Annotated in this window: 18 protein-coding genes; 14 read left to right on the top strand and 4 right to left on the bottom strand. The window is 72.6% G+C overall.

Annotated features, from left to right (window positions below; all coding sequences use genetic code 11):
- Positions 1–27 precede the first annotated feature (27 nt).
- Genes ABTZ99_RS34560 through mug form a run of 4 tightly spaced genes read left to right on the top strand, consistent with a single transcriptional unit; the run spans position 28 to position 3614 of the window.
- Positions 28–612, top strand: a complete 585-nt coding sequence (locus tag ABTZ99_RS34560; protein ID WP_499617408.1) for a hypothetical protein — start codon at positions 28–30, stop codon at positions 610–612.
- A gap of 9 nt (positions 613–621) precedes the next feature.
- A complete protein-coding gene (locus ABTZ99_RS34555; protein WP_499617406.1) occupies positions 622–1281 on the top strand; it encodes a copper resistance CopC family protein in 660 nt (219 codons plus the stop codon).
- Between the two features lie 27 nt (positions 1282–1308).
- The gene (locus ABTZ99_RS34550; protein ID WP_498772496.1) at positions 1309–3108 is read left to right on the top strand and encodes a bifunctional metallophosphatase/5'-nucleotidase; all 1800 of its coding nucleotides are present in this window, start codon (positions 1309–1311) and stop codon (positions 3106–3108) included.
- Complete coding sequence (gene mug, locus ABTZ99_RS34545) at positions 3105–3614, top strand: G/U mismatch-specific DNA glycosylase (protein WP_498772498.1); 510 nt, start codon at positions 3105–3107, stop codon at positions 3612–3614. The genes ABTZ99_RS34550 and mug overlap by 4 nt, the downstream gene beginning before the upstream one ends.
- Here the strand turns inward: mug and ABTZ99_RS34540 are convergent.
- On the bottom strand, positions 3591–4136 hold the full coding sequence (locus tag ABTZ99_RS34540; protein WP_499617402.1) for a DUF742 domain-containing protein: 546 nt from the start codon (positions 4134–4136) through the stop codon (positions 3591–3593). The two genes, mug and ABTZ99_RS34540, sit on opposite strands and share 24 nt — an antisense overlap.
- A 302-nt stretch (positions 4137–4438) precedes the next feature.
- Between ABTZ99_RS34540 and ABTZ99_RS34535 the strand changes: the two genes are divergently transcribed.
- The gene (locus tag ABTZ99_RS34535; protein ID WP_498772502.1) at positions 4439–4660 is read left to right on the top strand and encodes an RNA-binding S4 domain-containing protein; all 222 of its coding nucleotides are present in this window, start codon (positions 4439–4441) and stop codon (positions 4658–4660) included.
- 82 nt (positions 4661–4742) lie between these two features.
- Here the strand turns inward: ABTZ99_RS34535 and ABTZ99_RS34530 are convergent, their stop codons facing one another.
- On the bottom strand, positions 4743–5270 hold the full coding sequence (locus ABTZ99_RS34530; protein ID WP_498772504.1) for a hypothetical protein: 528 nt from the start codon (positions 5268–5270) through the stop codon (positions 4743–4745).
- A gap of 571 nt (positions 5271–5841) precedes the next feature.
- Here ABTZ99_RS34530 and ABTZ99_RS34525 point away from each other — a divergent pair.
- The 8 genes from ABTZ99_RS34525 (at position 5842) to ABTZ99_RS34490 (ending at position 17943) form a co-directional block, all read left to right on the top strand.
- A complete protein-coding gene (locus ABTZ99_RS34525; protein WP_499617398.1) occupies positions 5842–7371 on the top strand; it encodes a sugar transferase in 1530 nt (509 codons plus the stop codon).
- Between the two features lie 13 nt (positions 7372–7384).
- Positions 7385–8449, top strand: a complete 1065-nt coding sequence (locus ABTZ99_RS34520; protein ID WP_498772508.1) for a Gfo/Idh/MocA family protein — start codon at positions 7385–7387, stop codon at positions 8447–8449.
- A 26-nt stretch (positions 8450–8475) separates the two neighbouring features.
- On the top strand, positions 8476–9483 hold the full coding sequence (locus ABTZ99_RS34515) for an NAD-dependent epimerase/dehydratase family protein (protein WP_498772510.1): 1008 nt from the start codon (positions 8476–8478) through the stop codon (positions 9481–9483).
- Positions 9480–10622 carry a DegT/DnrJ/EryC1/StrS family aminotransferase gene (locus tag ABTZ99_RS34510; RefSeq protein ID WP_498772512.1) on the top strand — a complete coding sequence of 381 codons (1143 nt, stop codon included), beginning with the start codon at positions 9480–9482 and terminating at the stop codon, positions 10620–10622. The genes ABTZ99_RS34515 and ABTZ99_RS34510 overlap by 4 nt, the downstream gene beginning before the upstream one ends.
- 166 nt (positions 10623–10788) lie before the next feature.
- Positions 10789–15630, top strand: a complete 4842-nt coding sequence (locus ABTZ99_RS34505) for a DUF4082 domain-containing protein (RefSeq protein ID WP_499617394.1) — start codon at positions 10789–10791, stop codon at positions 15628–15630.
- An 11-nt stretch (positions 15631–15641) separates the two neighbouring features.
- Complete coding sequence (locus tag ABTZ99_RS34500) at positions 15642–16292, top strand: NeuD/PglB/VioB family sugar acetyltransferase (protein WP_498772516.1); 651 nt, start codon at positions 15642–15644, stop codon at positions 16290–16292.
- A complete protein-coding gene (locus ABTZ99_RS34495) occupies positions 16289–17383 on the top strand; it encodes a DegT/DnrJ/EryC1/StrS family aminotransferase (RefSeq protein ID WP_498772517.1) in 1095 nt (364 codons plus the stop codon). The genes ABTZ99_RS34500 and ABTZ99_RS34495 overlap by 4 nt, the downstream gene beginning before the upstream one ends.
- A complete protein-coding gene (locus ABTZ99_RS34490; RefSeq protein WP_499617390.1) occupies positions 17380–17943 on the top strand; it encodes an acyltransferase in 564 nt (187 codons plus the stop codon). The genes ABTZ99_RS34495 and ABTZ99_RS34490 overlap by 4 nt, the downstream gene beginning before the upstream one ends.
- Positions 17944–17952: 9 nt before the next feature.
- Here ABTZ99_RS34490 and ABTZ99_RS34485 read toward each other — a convergent pair whose 3' ends face one another.
- The gene (locus ABTZ99_RS34485) at positions 17953–19320 is read right to left on the bottom strand and encodes an O-antigen ligase family protein (RefSeq protein WP_498772521.1); all 1368 of its coding nucleotides are present in this window, start codon (positions 19318–19320) and stop codon (positions 17953–17955) included.
- The gene (locus tag ABTZ99_RS34480) at positions 19293–20183 is read right to left on the bottom strand and encodes a hypothetical protein (protein WP_499617386.1); all 891 of its coding nucleotides are present in this window, start codon (positions 20181–20183) and stop codon (positions 19293–19295) included. Before ABTZ99_RS34480 ends, ABTZ99_RS34485 begins: the two co-directional genes overlap by 28 nt.
- Before the next feature lie 93 nt (positions 20184–20276).
- On the opposite strand from ABTZ99_RS34480, the gene ABTZ99_RS34475 reads away from it, so the two are divergent.
- On the top strand, positions 20277–21236 hold the full coding sequence (locus ABTZ99_RS34475) for a TolB family protein (protein WP_499617383.1): 960 nt from the start codon (positions 20277–20279) through the stop codon (positions 21234–21236).
- Positions 21237–21282 lie beyond the last annotated feature (46 nt).

The following is a 21282-nucleotide window of genomic DNA, read 5'->3' as shown; positions in this document are numbered from 1 at the left end:
ACAGGCTCGCCCGAGACGGTGGTCGCCATGACTACCGAAACCGAGCAGCACCCGACCTGGGGTGAAGAGCCGCCGCCGCAGGCCGCCGCTGCGGGAACCGGCTGGAACGGCCGCAAGAGCCTCGCCGCGGTCGCGATCGCCCTCGGCATCGCCGCCGTCGGCGGTGGTGTCATCTACGCCGCGAGCAACTCCGACGCGGCCCGGGGCATGGGCGGGCCCGGCGGGTACGGGCGGGCCAACGGCGGCCTGGTGATCATGGGCGGCCCGTTCGGCGACACCCAGCACGGCGAGTTCCAGAACGGCGAGGTCACCGAGGTCGGCGACTCCTCCATCACGGTGAAGAGCGCCGACGGGTTCAGCGAGACCTACCTGGTCGACGACGACACGCAGGTCAACGGCGGCCAGGGCGACCTCGACGACATCGCCGCGGGCGACGTCGTGACGGTGATCGCCGGTGAGCCCACCGGGTCCGCCGACGGCAAGGCCACCGCGGACAGCATCATGGAGGGCAACATGATGCGCGGCGGGCCGCAGCAGAAGCAGGGCAACGGCCAGCCGCCCGCCAAGCAGGGCGGCCCGACCGACCAGCAGGGGACCCCGCCGACCCGGTAGAACTACGGCATGACCCGACTGGCGCTCTCGGCACTGCTGGCAACCCTGGTCCTGTTCGGGGCGTCGCCCCACGCGCACGCGCACACCGAGCTGGTCTCGAGCGACCCGGCGAGCGGCGCGTCGCTGGCGCAGCGGCCCACGCTGCTCACGCTGACGTTCACCGAGCCGGTGCCCGCCGAGAGCGCCGAGGTCACCGTCATGGCCGTCGACGGCAGCGCCTGGCCGACGGGCGAGGTCACCGCCGACGGCGCGAAGCTGACCGTGCCCCTGCTGGAGTCCTCGTCGCCCGCCGGGCAGCACACGGTGACGTGGCGGGTCGAGTCGCTGGACGGCGACTTCGTCGACGGCACGTTCGCCTTCACGGTGACCGCGCCGCCGGCGCAGCAGCCGCCGGCCGCCACGACGCCCGCCGCGCCGCCCGCCGTGACGTCGGCGGGCGACGCCCCGACCACCTCGTCGACCACCGCCGCCACCGGCTCGGTGGCCACGCTCACCCAGTCGACCACCCGCGCGCCAGACCCGGCCGCCACCCCCGGCGCCGACGACGGCGGCGTGCCGCTGTGGGTGTGGATCCTGATCGTGGCGGTGCTGTCGGTGATCGGCATCGCCGTCGGCGTCGGCCTGAACCGGCGGGCGAAGGGCGAGGACGCGGAGAAGCCGGCCGAGTAGTCAACGGTCAATGGCTACGGTCGCCCCATGACCGGATCCCCTCTGCACCGCCGCGCCCTGCTCACGGGCGGCGCCGCGGCCGTGCTCGCCGCGGCCGGGTTCCGCACGGCGGCACACGCCGCGCCGGACGACCGGGCCGGCGGGCGGCGGTTCACCCTCACCGTCCTCGGCACCACGGACCTGCACGGCAACGTCTTCAACTGGGACTACTTCGCCGACCGCGAGTTCGACGACAGCGGGCACAACGACGTGGGCCTGGCGAAGCTGTCCACGCTGGTCAAGGCGGTCCGCGAGGAACGCGGCGCGCACCGCACCCTGCTCGTCGACGCGGGCGACACCATCCAGGGCACGCCGCTGGCCTACTACTACGCCAAGGTCGAGCCCATCGGCCGCCGCCGCGTGCACCCGATGGCCGCCGCGATGAACGAGCTCGGCTACGACGCCGCCGCGCTCGGCAACCACGAGTTCAACTACGGCATCCCCCTGCTGCGGGCGTTCGAGAAGCAGCTGGACTTCCCGCTGCTGGCCGCCAACGCGATCGACTCGGCCACCGGCGAGCCCGCGTTCCGCCCGTACGTGATCAAGACCGTGTGGCGGACCGGCGCGGCGCCGCTGCGGGTCGGCATCCTCGGCCTGACCAACCCCGGCATCGCGATCTGGGACAAGGCGCACGTCGACGGGAAGATGACCTTCCCGGGCGTGCTGGAGCAGGCCCGCGAGTGGGTGCCGAAGGTGCGCGCGGCGGGCGCGGACCTCGTGGTGGTCGCCGCGCACTCCGGTGCGGACCTGTCGTCGTCGCTCGGCGACCTGCTGCCCTTCCCGGAGAACTGCTCCGCCCTGGTCGCCGAGGAGGTGCCGGGCATCGACGCGATCCTGGTCGGCCACGCGCACACCGAGATCGCGCAGCGGTTCGTCACCAACAAGGCCACCGGCAGGCAGGTGCTGCTGACCGAGCCGCTGTTCTGGGGCAAGCGGCTGAGCCTGATGGAGTTCGACCTGGCGTGGACGCCGGGGCGGGGCTGGCGCGCCGAGGCGTCCCGCTCGCAGGTGCTCAACACCAACACCGTCCCCGAGGACCCGGCCGTCGTGCGGCGGCTGCGCGCCGACCACGACAAGGTGGTCGCCTACGTCAACTCCAAGATCGGCACGTCGAGGTCGGCGATGTCCGCCGCGACCGCGCGGTACGAGGACACCGCCGCGCTCGACTTCGTCAACCTCGTGCAGGGCACGGCGTTGAAGGCGTCGCTGACCGAGGCGTTGCCGGTGCTGTCGCTGGCCTCGCCGTTCAACAAGGCGGCGGCGATCCCGGCGGGCGACGTGTCGGTGCGCGACGTGGCCGGGCTCTACGTCTTCGACAACACGCTGTTCGGCGTGCGGCTCACCGGCGCGCAGCTCAAGGACTACCTGGAGCGGTCGGCGGCCTACTTCAAGGCGGTCGGCACGCCCGGGCCGCACCAGCCGGACGCGCTGACCAACGCGAACGGCACGCCGGACTACCTCTACGACGTGGCGGCCGGCCTCGACGCGCCGCTGACCTACGACATCGACCTGGCGCGGCCGGTCGGGCAGCGGATCACCGGGCTGGCCTACGACGGCGTCGCGGTCACGGCCGAGCAGGCGTTCGCGGTGGCGGTGAACAACTACCGGCAGTCCGGCGGCGGCAACTTCCCGCACATCGCGACCGCTCCGGTGCTGCACAACCAGCAGCTGGAGATCCGGCAGCTGATCATCGACTGGGTGCGCGAGCGCGGCGAGATCGACCCGGCCGCGTTCCACCGGGTCGACTGGCGGCTGGTCGTCGACGGCACGCCGGTGGTGGTCGGGTGACGTTGCCGGACATCGTCGGGCCGGGGTTGGACGTGCTGTTCTGCGGCATCAACCCCGGCCTGCTGTCGGCGGCCAAGGGGCAGCACTTCGCCCGGCCGGGCAACCGGTTCTGGCCGGCGCTGCACCTGTCCGGGTTCACGCCGCGCCTGCTGACCCCCGCCGAGCAGGACGAGCTGCCGCGGTACGGGCTGGGCATCACGAACCTGGTCGCCCGGCCGACGGCGCGGGCCGACGAGCTGACCGCCGAGGAGCTGCGGGCGGGCGGTGCGCGGCTGACGTCGTTGGCGCGGCGGCACCGGCCGAAGGTGGTGGCGGTCGTCGGCGTGACGGCGTACCGGGCCGCGTTCGGGCGCAAGGCGGCGGCGATCGGCCCGCAGGAGGAGACGATCGCGTCGTCGCGGCTGTGGGTGCTGCCGAACCCCAGCGGGCTCAACGCGCACTACCAGCTGCCCGCGCTGGCCGAGGTCTTCGGCCGGTTGCGGCTAGAGGTTGCGCAGGCCGACTAGCACCCGTTCGAGCAGCGTGAAGTCCGCGCCGGTGGCCGCGGCGGCGTTGTCGTGCATGGCGACCACGCCCATCGAGATGAGGTCGCCCAGCAGCACCCGCGCCACCCCGAGCGGCACGGCCAGCAGCGCGGAGACCTCGGCGACCGACCGGGGGTAGTTGGCGCACAGCTCCACGATCGACCGCTGCTCCGCGGTGCTCTCCCGCATGGCGATCGCGATGCCGTCCCGCTCCAGCGAGACCAGGGTCTCCAGCCTCAGGTCGTAGTCGGACGCCGTGCGGCCGCCCGTCCACGCGTAGGGGCGGACCAGGGGACCGGAGAACTCCTCGGCGGCGGGTTCCGGCTCGCGCTCCGGCCAAAGTTCGCGGTCGGGCCTGGGTTCGCGGTCGGGCCGGGGTTCCGGCGGCTCCACGTAGTCGTAGGGTGCGTCGAACGGCGCGGTCTCCTCGAGGGGGTCGTCCGGCTGCTCGTCCAGGCTGCGCCGGAGCGCGGCCGAGCCGAACCGGGCGCCCGTGGCGCCCACCTCGCCCCGTAACGACCTCCGCCGCCGGGGCGGCTCGGGCTGTTCCGTAGGCTCTTGCTCGAGACTGCGCCGCAACGCGGGCGAGCCGAACCTGGCGCCGGTCGTGCCGACGTTCCCGCGCAGGGACCGGCGGCGTCTGCGCTCGCCGCCGGTCGGCTCCGGGTCAGAGCTGCCTGTGCTCACATTCCGGGAACCGTAGACCGAACCACGTTCGGTTGATGTCGGGCGTGTTTCGACTCCGTGCAATCCTCGTTAACCGCGGCACGTGCGGACGCACGTGCACGCTGGAGGATGATGGGACGATGCGCATCCGCGAGGTCGAGATCTCCGACGACATGATCAGGTTGGGCCAGTTCCTCAAGCTGGCCGGCTTGGCGGACAACGGCGCGCACGCCCGTGACCTGGTCGAATCCGAGGAGGTCACGGTGAACGGCCGCCTGGAGACCCGCCGCGGCGCCCAGCTGCGCCACGGCGACGTGATCGCCGTGGGCCCGGAGAAGGCCCGCCTGGTTACCGGTCGCTAGCACCGGGGCCTTGCGGAGCCCCGCAACCGGCTCCGCGCCCCCGGTCGGGCCGGCGGCGCGGCGATGGCCGTGGTCCGGGTGCTCAGCGCGGCGGGGTGCCCTGGCGGCGGTAGGCCCACTCCTCGTGCCAGCAGTGCGGGTAGACGCCTCGCTGGAAGTAGGCCGCCACGCCGTCGATCGGGGCGGTCGCGCGGTCGTGGTAGAGCAGCCAGTAGGGCAGCACGGTGGCGACGACCCAGTTCACCACGACCAGCGGCAGGTAGAAGGGGCCGAACAGGCGCGCCTGGAACACGTGCACGGCCTCGTGCTCGTCCACGCCCATCGCGATGCCGGCCTGGACCGGGCCGACCGTGGTGGCGAAGCCCTCGATCACCCCGTCGCGCAGGCCCAGCGTGCCCCGGTGCCTGCTGAACGCCGCGTCCACCCGGTTGCCGCGCGCCAGCGCGTAGGCCAGGAACGCCGCGCCCGCCACCGTGTTCGGCAGGCTCCACGTGGCGTCCAGCACGGCGAGCCCGACCCCGCGGGAGCCGCGCGGGTACAGCCGGGTCCGCCACGCCCACGCGCCGTGGAACGCGGCCAGCAGTCCGGCGATCACCGACACGACGACCACGGGGACCATTGTGGCCCGAAAAGTGGCCGTGGTCACTCTCCACCGACCCGCTTCGGTAAATGTCGAACAGTTCCTCACCCGAAGTGCCCGATCCGTTGCGCCGAATAGCTGCTGCCGCACTGTGAATGGGTGATCGCAGTCCGCTGCGGTGCGGTCTCGGCGCAGGGCCTTAAGTCCTTATTCGGACGCATTCCGGCCCGGTTCGGACCCCGCCCGGAAACTCGCTGTAACGGAACCCGTCCCAGATCCGATTGACGTGTCCCGCGTGCGCACGGGCGATCACCGGCCACTGTGGACCGAGGCGTCCCGGTGTTCGGGCAAGCCTTTCCGCAGCGCGGACCGGTGACCCGAAGTCACTCGACGACCCGTCTCGGTGTGCGGCGACCATCGTGCCGGGGAATGGCCGTCCGGCGGACGTGCACCGTGTGTAACGCGCGCCGCCGGTGCGACGAATGACGGTTTGGCGAGGCGAGAAATCGCCGGCCGCACATTTGCCGTACACCACGCGGGTCCGTCGGGGATGCCCTGCGAACGTGCAACGCCGAACCGGCCCAACCCGGGGAGTACCACGATGAGCGAGCAGGTCCAGCCGACGCGACGCAGACCGGTCGCAGGGCTCGGCGCCGCCCAGGACACCGACCAGGGCGCTACCCGGCGCACCGCCGAGCACGCCACCCAGCGCACCACCAGCCCCACGGTGGGCAGTTGGGAACCCGCCTACCGCTACGGCGTCATCGCCGCCGACATCGTGTGCACCGTCCTGGTCGTCGTGCTCGCGGGCTTCGTCCTGTCCGCCCGCCACGCCTCGGTCGGCCCGCTGTCCTTGTTAGGGCTGCAAGCGGTCACGGTCGCGGTGATCGTGGGATCGCTGTTCCTCGGCCGCGTCTGGAACCCGATGGTGCTCGGCCAGGGCGCGGAGGAGTTCCGCCGCCTCGGCCGCGGCCTGTTCGGGTCCGTCGTCGCGCTGGGCCTCGGCGCGCTCGCGGCCGGGCTGCCGGGCGCCCGCCTGTGGGTGTTCGTGGTCGGACCGGCGGTCGCGCTGGTCGCCTTCCCGGTCCGCTACCTGCTGCGCCGCCCGCTGCACCGCGCCCGGGGCGAGGGCCGCTGCCTGCTGCCGGTGCTCGCCGCGGGCAACCTCGACACCGTCACCGACCTGATCGGCCGCACCCGCCGCGCGCCCCACCTCGGCTGGCGCGTGGACGCCGTGTGCACGGTCGACGGCCGCGCCGAGATCGGCCTGGAGTTGGACGGCGTGCCGGTCGTCGGCCGGTTCGGCGACCTCGGCGAGCAGGTCCGCCGCGGCGGCTACCGGATCGTCGCGGTCACCGCCGACGCCTACTGGACGCCGCGCCGGCTCCAGCGGCTCGCCTGGGACCTGGAGGGCACCGGCACCGAGATGGTCGTCGCGCCCGCCCTGATGGACTTCGCCGGACCCCGGCTGCACGTCACCGGCGTGCTCGGGATGCCGCTGCTGCGCGTGAGCGAGCCGTCGTTCACCGGCTTCCGCCGCGTGGTCAAGACGGCTGTGGACAAGGTCGGCTCGGCCCTGCTCGTCGCGCTGCTCACCCCGGTGCTGCTGGCCGTCGCCGTGGCGATCATGGTCGACACCCGCGGGCCGGTGCTCTACCGGCAGCGCCGCGTCGGCAAGGACGGCGTGCCGTTCACCATCCTCAAGTTCCGCACCATGGTCACCGGCGCCGACGCGCTGCGCGCCCAGCTGCAAGCGGTGAACGAGGGCGCGGGCGTGCTGTTCAAGATGCGCCGCGACCCCCGCGTCACCGCCGTCGGCCGGTTCCTGCGGCGCTACTCGCTCGACGAGCTGCCGCAGCTGTTCAACGTCCTCACCGGCGCCATGTCGCTGGTCGGCCCGCGGCCGCCGCTGCCCGAGGAGAGCGCGAAGTACGGCCCCGACATGCGCCGCAGGCTGTTGGTCAAGCCGGGCCTGACCGGGCTGTGGCAGGTCTCCGGGCGCAGCGACCTGTCGTGGGAGGAGTCCGTGCGGCTCGACCTCCGGTACGTGGAGGAGTGGTCGCTCGCACTGGACGCGTTGATCTTGTGGAAGACCTTCCGGGCCGTGTTCGGCGGCCAGGGGGCCTACTGAGATGAGGGACGAGATGGACCAGCCGATCGGCATCGCCGTGATCGGCGCCGGCTACTGGGGGCCGAACCTGGTGCGCAACGCACAGGCCACCCCCGGCCTGAAGCTGCGCTACCTGTGCGACCTGGACGTGGAACGGGCCCGGCGCGTGCTGGGCGAGTACTCCACCGTCCGGGTGGCCGGCTCGCTGGACGACGTGCTCGCCGACCCGGCGGTCGACGCGGTCGCCATCGCCACCCCGGCCGCCACGCACCTGCCGGTCGCGCTGGCCGCGTTGCGCGCGGGCAAGCACGTGCTGGTGGAGAAGCCGCTGGCGGCGAACTACGCCGACGGCCTCGAACTCGTCCGCGAGGCCGAGGACCGGGGCCTCACGCTGATGCTCGACCACACCTTCGTCTACACGCCGACCGTGCAGCACCTGCGGCACCTGGTGCGCAGCGGCGAGATCGGCACCGTGCAGTACCTCGACTCGGTGCGGGTCAACCTCGGCCTGGTGCAGCCGGACGTGGACGTGTTCTGGGACCTCGCGCCGCACGACCTGTCGATCTTCGACGCGATCCTGCCCGACGGCGTGCGCGTGACGCGGGTCGCCGCGCACGGCTCGGACCCCATCGGCGCGGGCCGGGCGTGCGTCGGCCACCTCACGCTCGAGCTGTCCGACGGCGTGATGGCGCACGTGCACGTGAACTGGCTGTCCCCGAGCAAGATCCGCACCATGATCGTCGGCGGCTCCCGCCGCACGGTCGTGTGGGACGACGTGAACGCCGTGCAGCGCCTGTCGGTGCACGACCGGGGCGCCGACCGGATCGAGGACGACGAGGACCGCCGCCAGGCGATCATCTCCTACCGGCGCGGCGACACCGTGGCGCCCGCCCTGCCGGAGAAGGAAGCGCTGCGCGGGATGATGGCGGAGTTCGCCGCCTCCATCACCGAGAAGCGCGCGCCGCTCACCGACGGCTGGTCCGGCCTGCGCGTGCTGGCCACCCTCGAAGCCGCCTCCGCGAGCCTCGCCGCGGGCGGCGAGTTCGTCACCGTCGCCCGACTCGACCACCCGGCCGAGCTCCAGCTCGCCACCGCGTGACCCAGCAGATGGAAGGAACAAGCACCATGTCGGACGCGGCTCAGCCGATCACCGGCCAGCGGGCCCTCGTCACCGGAGGGGCGGGCACCATCGGCTCCGCGGTGGTGGACCGGTTGCTCGCCGCCGGCGCCGCCGAGGTGGTCGTGCTGGACAACTTCGTCCGCGGCCGCCGGGAGAACCTCGCCGACGCCGCCGCGCTCGCGGGCGGGCGGCTCACCGTGGTCGAGGGCGACATCAACGACCGGACCCTGCTGGCCGAGCTGAGCACGGGGACCGACCTGGTGTTCCACCTCGCCGCCATCCGGATCACCCAGTGCGCCGAGGAACCGCGGCTCGCGCTGGAGTGCCTGGTCGACGGCACGTTCACGGTGATCGAGGCCGCCGCCGCGGCGGGCGTGAAGAAGGTGATCGCCTCGTCGTCGGCGTCGGTCTACGGGCTGGCGGAGGAGTTCCCGACCACCGAGCGGCACCACCCGTACAACAACGACACGTTCTACGGCGCGGCCAAGGCGTTCAACGAGGGCATGCTGCGCAGCTTCCACGCCATGCACGGGCTGGACTACGTGGCGCTGCGCTACTTCAACGTCTACGGGCCGCGGATGGACGCGCACGGCAAGTACACCGAGGTGCTGATCCGCTGGATGGAGCGCATCGCCGACGGCAAGCCGCCGCTGATCTTCGGCGACGGCGCGCAGACCATGGACTTCGTGCACGTGCACGACATCGCCCGCGCGAACGTCCTGGCCGCGATGGCCCCGGTGACCGACGAGGTCTACAACATCGCCAGCGCCCGGGAGACCAGCCTCAAGGAGCTGGCCCACGCCCTGCTCGTCGCGATGGACTCCGACCTGCCGCTGGAGCACGGCCCGGAGCGCGCGGTCAACGGCGTCACGCGCCGCCTCGCCGACATCTCCGCCGCCGCCCGCGACCTGGGCTGGAAGCCCGACATCGAGCTGGTGGACGGCCTGCGCGGGCTGGTGTCGTGGTGGCGGTCGGCGATGGTGGGCGCTCCCGGGGCCGAGGTGTCCCCGTGATCCCGGTGATGAAGCCGTGGCTGGGCGCGGAGGAGGCCGAGGCCGCGTCCGCCGCCGTGCTGTCCGGCTGGGTCGCGCAGGGCCCGAAGGTCGCCGCGTTCGAGGACGCCTTCGCCCGCCGCGTCGCCGCCCTGCACGCCGTCGCCGTGTCGTCGTGCACGACCGCGTTGCACCTCTCGCTGCACCTGCTCGACGTGCGGGCGGGTGACGAGGTCGTGGTGCCGTCGCTGTCGTTCATCGCCACCGCCAACGCGGTCCGCTACTGCGGCGCCACGCCGGTGTTCGCCGACGTGGAGCCGGGGACCGGCAACCTGTCCGCGGCCACGGTGGAGGCGGTGCTCACCGAGCGCACGCGCGCGGTGATCCTGGTGCACCAGGCGGGCGTGCCCGCGGACGTGGACGCGATCCGCGCGCTGTGCGGGCCGCGCGGCGTCACGGTGGTGGAGGACGCCGCCTGCGCCGCCGGGTCGACCTACCGGGGCGTGCCGGTCGGCGCGGACGCCGAGATCGCGGCGTGGTCGTTCCACCCGCGCAAGCTGATCACCACCGGCGAGGGCGGGATGCTCACCACGAACCGCCCGGAGTGGGCGGCCCGGGCCAAGCGCTTGCGCGAGCACGGCATGAGCGTGAGCGCCGCCGAGCGGCACAGCGGTGGTGGCGCGGTCGTGGAGAGCTACCTGGAGACCGCGTTCAACTACCGGATGACCGACATCCAGGCCGCCGTCGGCCTGGTGCAGCTGTCCAAACTGGACGCGATCGTGCGCCGCCGGCGCGAGCTGGCGGCCCGCTACCACGAGCTGCTCGCCGACGTGCCGGGGCTGCGCGCGGTGCGCGACCCGGAGCACGGCACGACGAACTACCAGTCGTTCTGGGTGATGCTCCCCGACGACCTCGCGGTGTCGCGCAACGACGTCCTGGCGCGCCTGGCCGAACGGGGTGTGTCCGCGCGGCGGGGGATCATGGCCGCGCACCTGGAGCCGGCGTACGCGGGTCACCCGCACGTCGAGCTGCCGGTGACGGAGGCGTTCACCACGAGGTCGCTGATCCTCCCGCTCTACCACGACCTCACGGCCGAGCAGCAGGACACCGTGGTGGAGGAGCTCGGCGCGGCGCTGCGGCTGCCGCTCCCGTCGCACTAGGGAGCACGCCCGACACGACCTGCGTTCGGCGGTGCGGATCCCCTCCGTTGTGGTGTAACGCGAAGCCGGCTCCCAGCGACGATCGGAGCAACGAGGCTCCGCTGGTCGACGCAGTGCGCACGCGATCACCACCCGTCACGACAGCTTGTGTTCGAAAGGTGCAACCATGACCGCCGACCGGAAGCGGGCCAGACCCGTTCTCGCGGTGACCCTGCTGCGCGTGGCGGTGGTGGCCGCCCTCGTGGCGTCCACCATCGCGGTCGTCGGTCTGCTGCGCGCCCCCGAGGCCACCGCCGCGCCGTGCGACGTGCCCGTGGTCAACAAGGTGGCGTGCGAGAACACCAAGCCCGGCACGCCGGACTGGCAGGTGTCCTACCGGGACGACGCCATCCTCGGCTACACCACCGACATCAGCGCCACCCCCGGCGGCCGGGTCGACTTCAAGATGCTCACCAGCGCGTCGTCCTACTACGTCGACATCTACCGGCTCGGCTACTACGGCGGCGTCGGCGCCCGGTTCCAGGAGCGGATCACCCGCAACACCGCGCAGAACCAGCCGCCGTGCCTGCGCGGCGAGGACGGCAGCGCGTTGATCGACTGCGGCAACTGGGCCGTGTCGCTGAGCTGGAACGTGCCGACCACCGCGGTCTCCGGCCTGTACTACGCGCGCACGCACCGCAACGACAACGGCGCGGAGAACGAGATCGTGTTCGTCGTCCGCGACGACACCAGCACCTCGAAGATCCTGTTCCAGACCTCCGACTCGACCTGGGTGGCCTACAACCGCTACGGCGGCAACAGCCTGTACTTCGGCGACGGCCCCGGCCAGGGCGGGCAGGCGTACAAGGTCAGCTACAACCGCCCGTACACCGGCGGCGACGGCGACGACAACTTCATCTTCAACGCCGAGTACCCGATGCTGCGCTTCCTGGAGGCCAACGGGTACGACGTCAGCTACACCACCGACGCCGACTCCGCCCGGCGCGGCCACCTGATCCGCAACCACCAGGTGTTCATGGCCGTCGGCCACGACGAGTACTGGTCCGAGGAGCAGCGCGCCAACGTGGAGGCCGCCCGCGACGCGGGCGTGCACCTGGCGTTCCTCACCGGCAACGAGATCTTCTGGAAGCACCGGTGGGAGAAGAGCATCGACTCCTCGAAGACCGACTGGCGCACCGTCGCCTGCTACAAGGAGACCAAGGGCACCCAGAACGACAACCTGAGCGACTGGACCGGCACCTGGCGCGACCCGCGCTACCCCGACCAGGACGGCGGGAAGCCGGAGAACGCCCTGCTCGGCAACATCTTCACGGTCAACGGCCGCCGGGAGGACTCGCTCCAGGTGCCGGCCGCGCACGGGAAGATGCGGCTGTGGCGGCACACGTCGTTGCAGAGCCTGGCCGCCGGCAGCACGTACACCTTCCAGCCCGGCACGCTCGGCTACGAGTGGAACTCGGTGGAGGACAACGGCTTCCAGCCGCCCGGCGTGGCGCAGCTGTCCCGCACCACCGTGACCATGCCCGACGGCCCGTACGTGCTGCAGAACCACGGCGACCTCTACACACCGGACACCAAGACCCACGCCATCACCTACTACAAGCACCCGAGCGGGTCGCTGGTGTTCGGCGCGGGCACGGTCCAGTGGGCGTGGGGCGTGGACGACGAGCACGCGTTCCTCACCAACACGCCGACCTCCGACGTGCGGATGAAGCAGGCCACGGTCAACTTCCTGGCCGACATGGGCGTGCAGGCGAGCACGTTGCAGGCCGGGCTGGTGCAGGCGACCAAGAGCACCGACACCCAGGCCCCGGCGGTGGCGTTCACGACCGTGCCGCCGATCTCGACCGTGGGCGCGGCGTACACGTTCTCCGGCACGGTGGCCGACGTGGGCGGTCAGGTCGGCGGCGTCGAGGTGTCCACCGACGGCGGCGACCGCTGGCACCCGGCCGCGTGGCAGGCCGGTCAGACGACGTGGAGCTACACCTACACGCCGAGCAAGTCCGGGCCCGCGAGCCTGCGCGTGCGCGCGGTGGACGACTCGGCGAACCTGTCCACCCCCGTGGTGTCCACGCCCGGCGTGAACCCGCGCACCTGCCCGTGCGGCCTGTGGACCAACGCCGACGCGCCCGACGTGCCCGACAGCGGTGACGCCTCGCCGCTGGAGCTCGGCGTGAAGTGGCGGGCGAACAGCGACGGCTACGTGCGCGGCGTGCGGTTCTACAAGGGGCCGGGCAACACCGGCACGCACACCGGCACGTTGTGGGACAAGAACGGCGCCCCGCTGGCCACCGGCACGTTCACCAACGAGTCCGCGAACGGCTGGCAGACGCTGACGTTCGCCCAACCCGTGGCCGTCACCGGCGGCGTCACGTACGTCGTGTCGTACTTCGCGCCCAACGGCCACTACTCGTACGACCTGGAGTACTTCTTCCAGCAGCCCCGCTACCTCGAACCGCTCACCGGCCCGAAGAACGGCGAGGACGGCCCGAACGGCCTGTTCCGGTTCGGCGGCCCCGGCTTCCCGACCCAGTCCCACTGGGGCAGCAACTACTGGGTGGACGTGGTGTGGGCGCCGGACCCCGGACCCGACCAGCGCGCGCCGCTGCGGGTGTCCACCACGCCGGTCGACGGCGAGGGCACGGTCGCGCTCACCCCGGTGATCTCCGCGACCTACGACGAGGCGATCGCGCCCGGTTCCGCCCAGTTCACCGTGACCGGGCCCAACGGCGCGGTGTCGGGCTCGACGGCGCTGTCCGGCGAGAACAAGACCGTCACGTTCACGCCGAGCCAGGCGCTGACCCCGAACACCGGCTACACCGTGGCGCTGCGCGTGTCGGACGCGGCGGGCAACCAGACGCCGCAGTCGACGTGGTCGTTCACCACCGGCGCGACCAGGCCCTCGACGTGCCCGTGCACGATCTGGGACGACTTCGCCCGGCCCGCCGTGTACGCGGCCGACGACGCCACGCCGATCGAGGTCGGCACCAAGGTCCGCTTCAACGGCAAGGGCGAGGTGCTGGGCGTCCGGTTCTTCAAGGGCACCGGCAACACCGGCACGCACACCGGCTCGCTGTGGTCGTCCACCGGCCTGCTCCTGGCCACCGGCACGTTCACCAACGAGACCGCGAGCGGTTGGCAGAAGCTGACGTTCGCCTCACCGGTGGTCGTGCAGGCGAACACCACCTACATCGTGTCGTACCACGCGCCGAACGGGCGCTACTCGGTCACCCCCGGCGACTTCGCGGGCAAGGGCGCGAGCTACGCGGGCCTGCGGGCGCTCGCCGACGGCGTCGACGGGTCCAACGGCGTCTACCGCTACGGCAGCGGCGGCTTCGCGCCGACCTCGACCTACAACGCGACGAACTACTGGGTCGACGTCGTCTACCGCAACGGCCTCAACGGCGACACCACCCCGCCGACCCTCACCGACCGCACGCCGGCCCCGGGCGCGACGGACGTGGTCGCCGGCAGCCCGGTGACGGTGACGTTCAGCGAGCCCGTCGACCCGGCCAGCGCCCAGATCTGGCTGACCGACCGGCGCGGCGCGCAGCTGACCGGCTCGGTGTCGCTGTCCGGCGACCAGCGGACCGTCACGTGGACGCCGTCGGGCAAGCTCATGCCGTTCACCCGCTACACCGCGAGCGCGCTGATCGCCGACGTCAACGGCAACCCGATGCCCGACCCGGTGACGTGGTCGTTCACCACCACCATGGTGGTGATCTGCCCGTGCACGCTGTTCAGCTCGGCGACCGTGCCGACGGTCACCTCGGCCGACGACGGCGGCGCCTACGAGCTGGGCGTCCGGTTCACCCCGACCGCGGGCGGCCGGATCACCGGCGTGAAGTTCTACAAGGGCGCGGGCAACACCGGCACGCACACCGGCACGCTGTGGTCGCCGAGCGGTCAGCAGCTGGCGACGGGCACGTTCACCGGGGAGACCGCGTCCGGCTGGCAGACGTTGACCTTCGCCGCGCCGGTGTTCGTGTCCGCGGGCCAGACCTACACCGCCTCGTACACCACGACCACCGGCCACTACGCCGTCGACGCCGGGTACTTCGACGGCTACTCGGTGGCCAGCGGGCCGTTGAGCGCGCCGTCGGGCCTGGACGGCGGCAACGGCGTCTACCGCGCGGGCGCGGGCCACCCGACGAACTCCTACGCGGGCGGCAACTACTGGGTCGACGTCGTCTTCCTGCCCAACGAGGACAACACCCCGCCGGTCGTCAACGGGCGCACGCCGCTCGACGGCGCGGGCGAGGTGGCCCGCACGTCGCCGCTGACCGCGTCGTTCGACGAGCCGGTGGACCTGAGCACGGCCCAGTTCGCGCTCGCCGACTCCGGTGGCGCGAAGATCGCGGGCACGCTGTCGCTGTCGGCCAACCAGCAGCAGGTGACCTGGACGCCGGCCGCGCCGCTGGGCGGCGGCATGACCTACACCGCGAGCCTGCGCGTCGCCGACGTCTACGGCAACCTGATGACCTCGCCCACGACCTGGTCGTTCACCACGACCACGGACGGGGACTGCCCGTGCTCGCTGTTCAGCGCGGCGACCGCGCCGACGGTCACCTCGGCCGACGACACCGGCTCCTACGAGCTGGGCGTCCGGTTCGTGCCGTCGGTGAGCGGGTCGGTGACCGGCGTGAAGTTCTACAAGGGCGCGGGCAACACCGGCACGCACACCGGCACGCTGTGGGACGCGGCGGGCACTCCGCTGGCCACCGGCACGTTCGCGAACGAGACGGCCACCGGCTGGCAGACGCTCACGTTCTCCTCGCCGGTGACCGTGATCGCCGGGACCACCTACGTGGCGTCCTACACCGCGCCGAACGGCCGGTACTCCGTGGACACCGGGTACTTCATGGGCAACGCGGTGACCAGCCCGCCGCTGAGCGCGCCGGCCACGGCCGAGGGCGCCCGCAACGGCGTCTACCGGGCCGGCCCCGGGTTCCCGGAGTCGTCGTACGCGGGCAGCAACTACTGGGTCGACGTCGTGTTCACCACCGGATGAGCGCCGCCCGGATGAGTGCACCCCGACCGCTGCTGCTGGTGGGCGGTGGCGGACTGGCCCGCGAAGTCCTCGCGGCCGTCCGCCTCCTGCCGGCGTGGCGACCCGTGGGCGCGCTGGACGACGACCCGGCGCGGCACGGCGCGGACCTCGACGGCCTGCCCGTCCTCGGCGGCACGGACCTCGTGCACTCGACGGACGCGGCGGTGCTGGTGTGCGTGGCAAACGCGCACCGGCCGCGCGGCAGGCTCGACCTCGTCGCCCGGCTCGGCCTGCCGGAGGACCGGTGGGCGACCGTGGTCCACCCGGCGGCCTCGGTGGCCGTCGGCGCGGAGGTGGGGCCGGGCACGGTCCTGCTGGCCGGTGCGGTGGTGACGGCGCCGTTGCGCTTGGGGGCGCACGTCGTGGCCATGCCGCACGTGCTGGTCACGCACGACGACGAGGTGGGCGACGGCGTCACGTTCGCCGGCCGCGCGTCGCTGGGCGGGTCGGTGCGGGTGGGGGAGGGCGCGTACCTCGGGCAGGGCAGTGCGGTCCGCGAGGGCGTGTCGATCGGCGCGGGGGCGGTGGTGGGCATGGGTTCGGTGGTGCTCGCCGACGTGCCCGCGGGTGAGGTCTGGGCGGGCAACCCCGCCCGGCGACTGCGAGAGGGGAACGGTTCGTGATCGACATCCCGCTGGTCGACCTGCGCGCGCAGCACGAGCAGGTGGCCGACGAGGTAGCCGACGGCTGGGCGGACGTGCTCAAGCACACCTCCTTCGTCGGTGGCCGCCAGGTCGCCGAGTTCGAGGCGGAGTTCGCCGCGTACCAGGAGGTGCCGCACTGCGTCGGCGTCGGCAACGGCACCGACGCCATCGAGCTGGCGTTGCGCGCCTTGGACATCGGGCCGGGCGACGAGTGCGTGCTGCCCGCCAACACGTTCATCGCGACCGCGGGCGCGGTGGCGCGGACGGGGGCCACGCCGGTGCTCGTCGACTGCGTGGCCGACACCGGCCTGATCGACGTCTCGCAGGTCGCGGAGGCCGTGACGCCGCGCACCAAGGCGTTGCTGCCGGTGCACCTGTACGGGCAGGCCGCGCCGGTGGAGGAGCTGCGGTCGTTCGGCGTGCCGATCGTGGAGGACGCGGCGCAGGCGCAGGGCGCGCGGCGGCACGGCGTGCCGGTCGGCGGGCTCGGCGACCTCGCGGCGACCAGCTTCTACCCCGGCAAGAACCTCGGCGCGTACGGCGACGGCGGTGCGGTGCTGACCACGTCGGCCGAGCTGGCCTCGGCGGTGCGGCTGCTGCGCGAGCACGGGTCGCCGCGCAAGTACGAGCACTCGGTGGTCGGGTTCAACAGCCGGTTGGACACGCTGCAGGCCGTGGTGCTGTCGGCGAAGCTGCGGCGGCTGGAGGGGTGGAACGAGCTGCGCCGTGCGGCGGCCGACCGCTACTCGTCGCTGCTGGCCGACGTGCCGGGCGTGACGCTGCCGGTGGTGCTGGAGGGCAACCTGCCGGTGTGGCACCTGTACGTGGTGCGGGTGGCGTCCCGGGACCGGGTGCTGGCGTCGTTGCACGAGGCCGGGATCGGCGCGGGCATCCACTACCCGACGCCGGTGCACCTGACGGGGGCCTACGTGCACCTGGGCCACGCGCCGGGTGACTTCCCGGTCAGCGAGGCGGTGGCGGGGGAGATCGTGTCGCTGCCGCTGTTCCCGGAGATCACCGTGGCGCAGCAGGAGCGCGTGGTGGCGGCTCTGCGGGAGGCCGTGCGATGAGCGACGTCTTCGTGCACCCGAACGGCCTGTGCGAGAGCTCCGACGTCGGCGACGGCACGCGCGTGTGGGCGTTCGCGCACGTGCTGCCGGGCGCGCGGGTCGGCCGGGACTGCAACATCTGCGACGGCGCGTTCGTGGAGGGTCGCGCGGTGCTCGGCGACCGGGTGACGGTGAAGAACGGCACCCTCGTGTACGACGGCGTGGTGTGCGAGGACGAGGTGTTCCTCGGCCCGAACGTGCTGTTCACCAACGACCTCCGGCCGCGTGCGGCGATCAGGCGCACCGGCGACGCCCTGCTGTCCACAGTGGTCCGCCGGGGCGCGACCCTGGGCGCGGGCACCGTGGTCGTCTGCGGGGTGGAGATCGGCGAGCACGCCTTCGCCGCCGCCGGGTCGGTGATCACGAAGGACGTCCCGGCCCACGCGTTCGTCGCGGGCAACCCGGCCACCCACAAGGGCTGGGTGTGCGCGTGCGGCCAACGCCTGGACCCGACCCTCACCTGCCCCGACTGCCACATCACCCACACCGCCACCGCCACCGGCCTGACCCCGACCGCCTGACCTGCGCCTTCACGCCTCCGTGGTGGCCGGTTCCGCCGCGGCGCGCCGCCGCTGCTCCCTGGCCACCCGCAGCAACGCCCCCGTCGCGCCGATCATGGTGAACACCAGCCCGGTCGCCACGCCGAAGCCGAGCAGGTCGAACGTCACCGACGCGATCCCACCCGACACCACGGCCGCCACCAGCGCGCTCGCCAGGCTCCGCAGCTGCTCGTCCTCACTGATCATCCGCACCCGGATCGCCGCGAACGCCGCCGCCAGGAACATCCCGACCAGCGCGAACAGCCCCAGGTAGCCGTTCTCGATCAACGTCAGCAGGAACTGGTTGTCCAGGATCGTGTACTTCGTCGGCAGGTACGTGCCGAACCCGCGCCCCAGCAACGGGTTCAGGTCGATCTGCTCCCACGCCGCCTCGTAGTCCGCCGTGCGCGCTTTCACGCTCGGGTCGTCCTCGATGTTGGAGAACATCCCGCGCAACGTCCCGAACAGCCCCGGCACCACCAGCGTCGCACCGAGGAACGCCCCACCGCCCACCACCGCCGTGGCGACCTTGCGCGGCCTCGGCAACGTGATGATCATGATCACCGCCCCGACCGCCATGCACAGCAGCGCCGTCCGCGACAACGACAGCAACGCGCCCAGCCCCACCAGCCCCAGGCACACGAACCAGCGCACGTGCGGCGTGCCGTCGTCCCGGGCCTTGAACACGTAGTGCACGCCCAGCGGCACGGCCATCGCGCACACCAGGCCGAACTCGATCGGGTGGTTCGTGGTGCCGGTCGGCCGGCGGAAGATCGACCGCGCCTCCATCGCCGAGTACCCGTTGTCCTGCACGCGCAGCCCCGGCAGCGACACGTACGAGGCCAGGTCCACCCCGAGCCCGAACTGCACCAGCCCGACGAACGCGATCACCGCCGCACAGCCCAGCAGCAGCTTGAGCACCCGGTCCAGCCGCTCCTTCGTGCGCACGGCGTCGCACACGAACACCGCGACCGCGATCATCGACGTGATCCGGATGATGCTGCTGTCGGCCACGGTCAGCTCGTCGGTCGGCAGCCAGCGCCGGGTCGCCACGCCGTAGGTCGCCAGGTGCGACGCCAGGTACAGCGCCACGGCCGTGCGCACGACGTTGCGCCCCTTGCCCATGCCGACGTCGTCGACCATCTGCCCGGACACCCACAGCACGCCCAGCAGCAACGCGACCACCAGCGCGGGCGGCAGGGTCATGGGCACGAACGACAGCACCAGCCGGGCCGGGATGATCAGCAGCGCCAGCAGGAACGCGCTCATCAACGTGGCGCCGTCCGCCCGCCGCCGCACGGGCCGCTCCGGCGGGAACCGCTCGGCCACGGTCAGGGTTTGTCGTCGTTGGTCGGCCACGCCGGGGCACCCGGGTTGCCGAGGTTGCGCGGACCCGGCGCGGCGATCTTCACCGTCTGCTCGCTGGCCGTCGGCTGCGGTCGGCGGACCGGTGGGCCGGGCGGACGGCGCGGCACGCCGTTGGGCGCGGGCGGGGGAGAAGCGGGAGCGGCAGCCGGCGGGGTGGCGGTGGCCGGAGGAGGCGTCACGGCGTCGTCCGCGGCGTCGCCCTCACGCGCCTCACGACGTCGCCGCAGGTGGTTCAGCACGCTGTCGCCGCCGAACGTGGCCGCCGTCGTCAACAGCATCAGCAGCACGAACGCCGCGCCCGCGTACCGGACCTTGCCGCCGATCTGCGCCTCGGCCTCGGTCGGGTTCACGATCACCTGCGAGGTGATGAACGTCGACGCCGGCGCCTTCAGCGCGGTCTGCTGCTCGTCCAGCTCCTTGGCCGCGAACTCCATCACCGTGGTGACCAGCCGCTCGGCCGCCTCCGGGGTGCCGCCGTCCGCGGTCACGAACAGGAACGGGCCGCCCATGCCGCCACCGGCCGCGGTGAAGTTCTCCGTCGAGTCCTTGTCGAGGCCGAGCGACTCCTTGCGGGTCTTCGGGTCGGCCAGGATCTGCGAGATGATCTGCGCGGTGGTCGTCAGGCTGCCGTCGAACGACAGCAGCGGGTTGACCCGCACCGCGTCCTCGGGCGAGATGTTCTCCGAGAACGAGCCGCCGGCCGACGGCGAGGTGAACACCATGACCCCGGTGGACTGGTAGCGGGTCGGGATGGACAGGAACACGCCGGCGGCCACGGCGACAGCCGTGATCGCCGCCGGCAGGGCGATGTACCACCGCCTGCGCAGCGTTCGCACGGCGCCCCAGAAGTCCATCCGCTCCCCGATCCACGTCTACCCCGCGGGCGTGCGCGCGGGGTGTTGTTACTCTGAAATCGGCCGACTCGCGCCCAGTCGTTACAGGTGGTGATGGACTTGACCCACCGGCGCGTGGTGTTCGCCGTCGTGGCCATCGTACTGGTCGTCGGCGCCTCGGTGGCGTACGTGACGTCGGTCGCGCGCGACACCCCGCCCGTGCCGGTGGCCGCGGTCGACGGCGACCTGATGTTCGTGGCGCTGACGGACGGGCGCGGCCGGGTCGAGCAGGCGCGCCTCGCCGATCCCGCCGCCCGCAGCGCGACCGCGATGACGTGCCAACGGGTGTACCGGGCCGCCGGCACCACGGTGTGCCTGAAGCTGGCCGGGCCGGGCCCGACCTACGCGGCCGAGGTGACGCGGGACGGCGGCGTGGCGCGGACCGTGCCGCTGCCCGGGGTGCCGAGCCGGGCGAAGGTGTCGGCGTCGGGGCAGGTGGTCACGTGGACGTCGTTCGTGACCGGCGACTCGTACTCGGTGCCCGGCGGGTTCTCCACCCGCACCGGGTACCTGGACCTGCGGACCGGCGAGGCGGTGGAGTCGCTGGAGGGTTTCGCCGCCGTGGTCGAGGGGCGGCCGCACGCCGCGCAGGACGTGAACTACTGGGGGCTCACGGTCGCCGCCGACGACCGGACGTTCTACGCGACCCTGGCCTCGGGCGGGTACACCTGGCTGGTGAAGGGCGACCTGGCGGAACGTCGCCTGGAGTCGCTGCGGCGTGACGCGGAGTGCCCGTCGCTGTCCCCGGACGGCACGAAGGTCGCCTACAAGAAGCGCATCGGCAGGCTCGGGCCGTGGGAGCTGGCGGTGCTGGACCTGGAGACGGGCGAGGAGCGCAGGCTGCCGGGCACCGCCGGGGTCGACGACCAGGCCACCTGGCTGGACGACGAGCGGATCGCGTTCGCCGCCGTGCCGAAGGACGCCAAGCTCGCCTCGATCCACGTCGTGCCCGCCGACGGCTCGGCCGCCGCCGTGCTGATGATCTCCGATGCCACCTCGCCGTCCCCGCTCTGATCTTCGGCTAACGCCTCTCGTGGCACCGCGATTTCCTTGTGGTCGA

The sequence above is a fragment of the Actinosynnema sp. NPDC002837 genome, from assembly GCF_040295345.1.
Lineage (GTDB): Bacteria > Actinomycetota > Actinomycetes > Mycobacteriales > Pseudonocardiaceae > Actinosynnema.
Note: the sequence above shows the minus strand (reverse complement) of the source record. Positions and strands in the feature narration are given on the sequence as shown.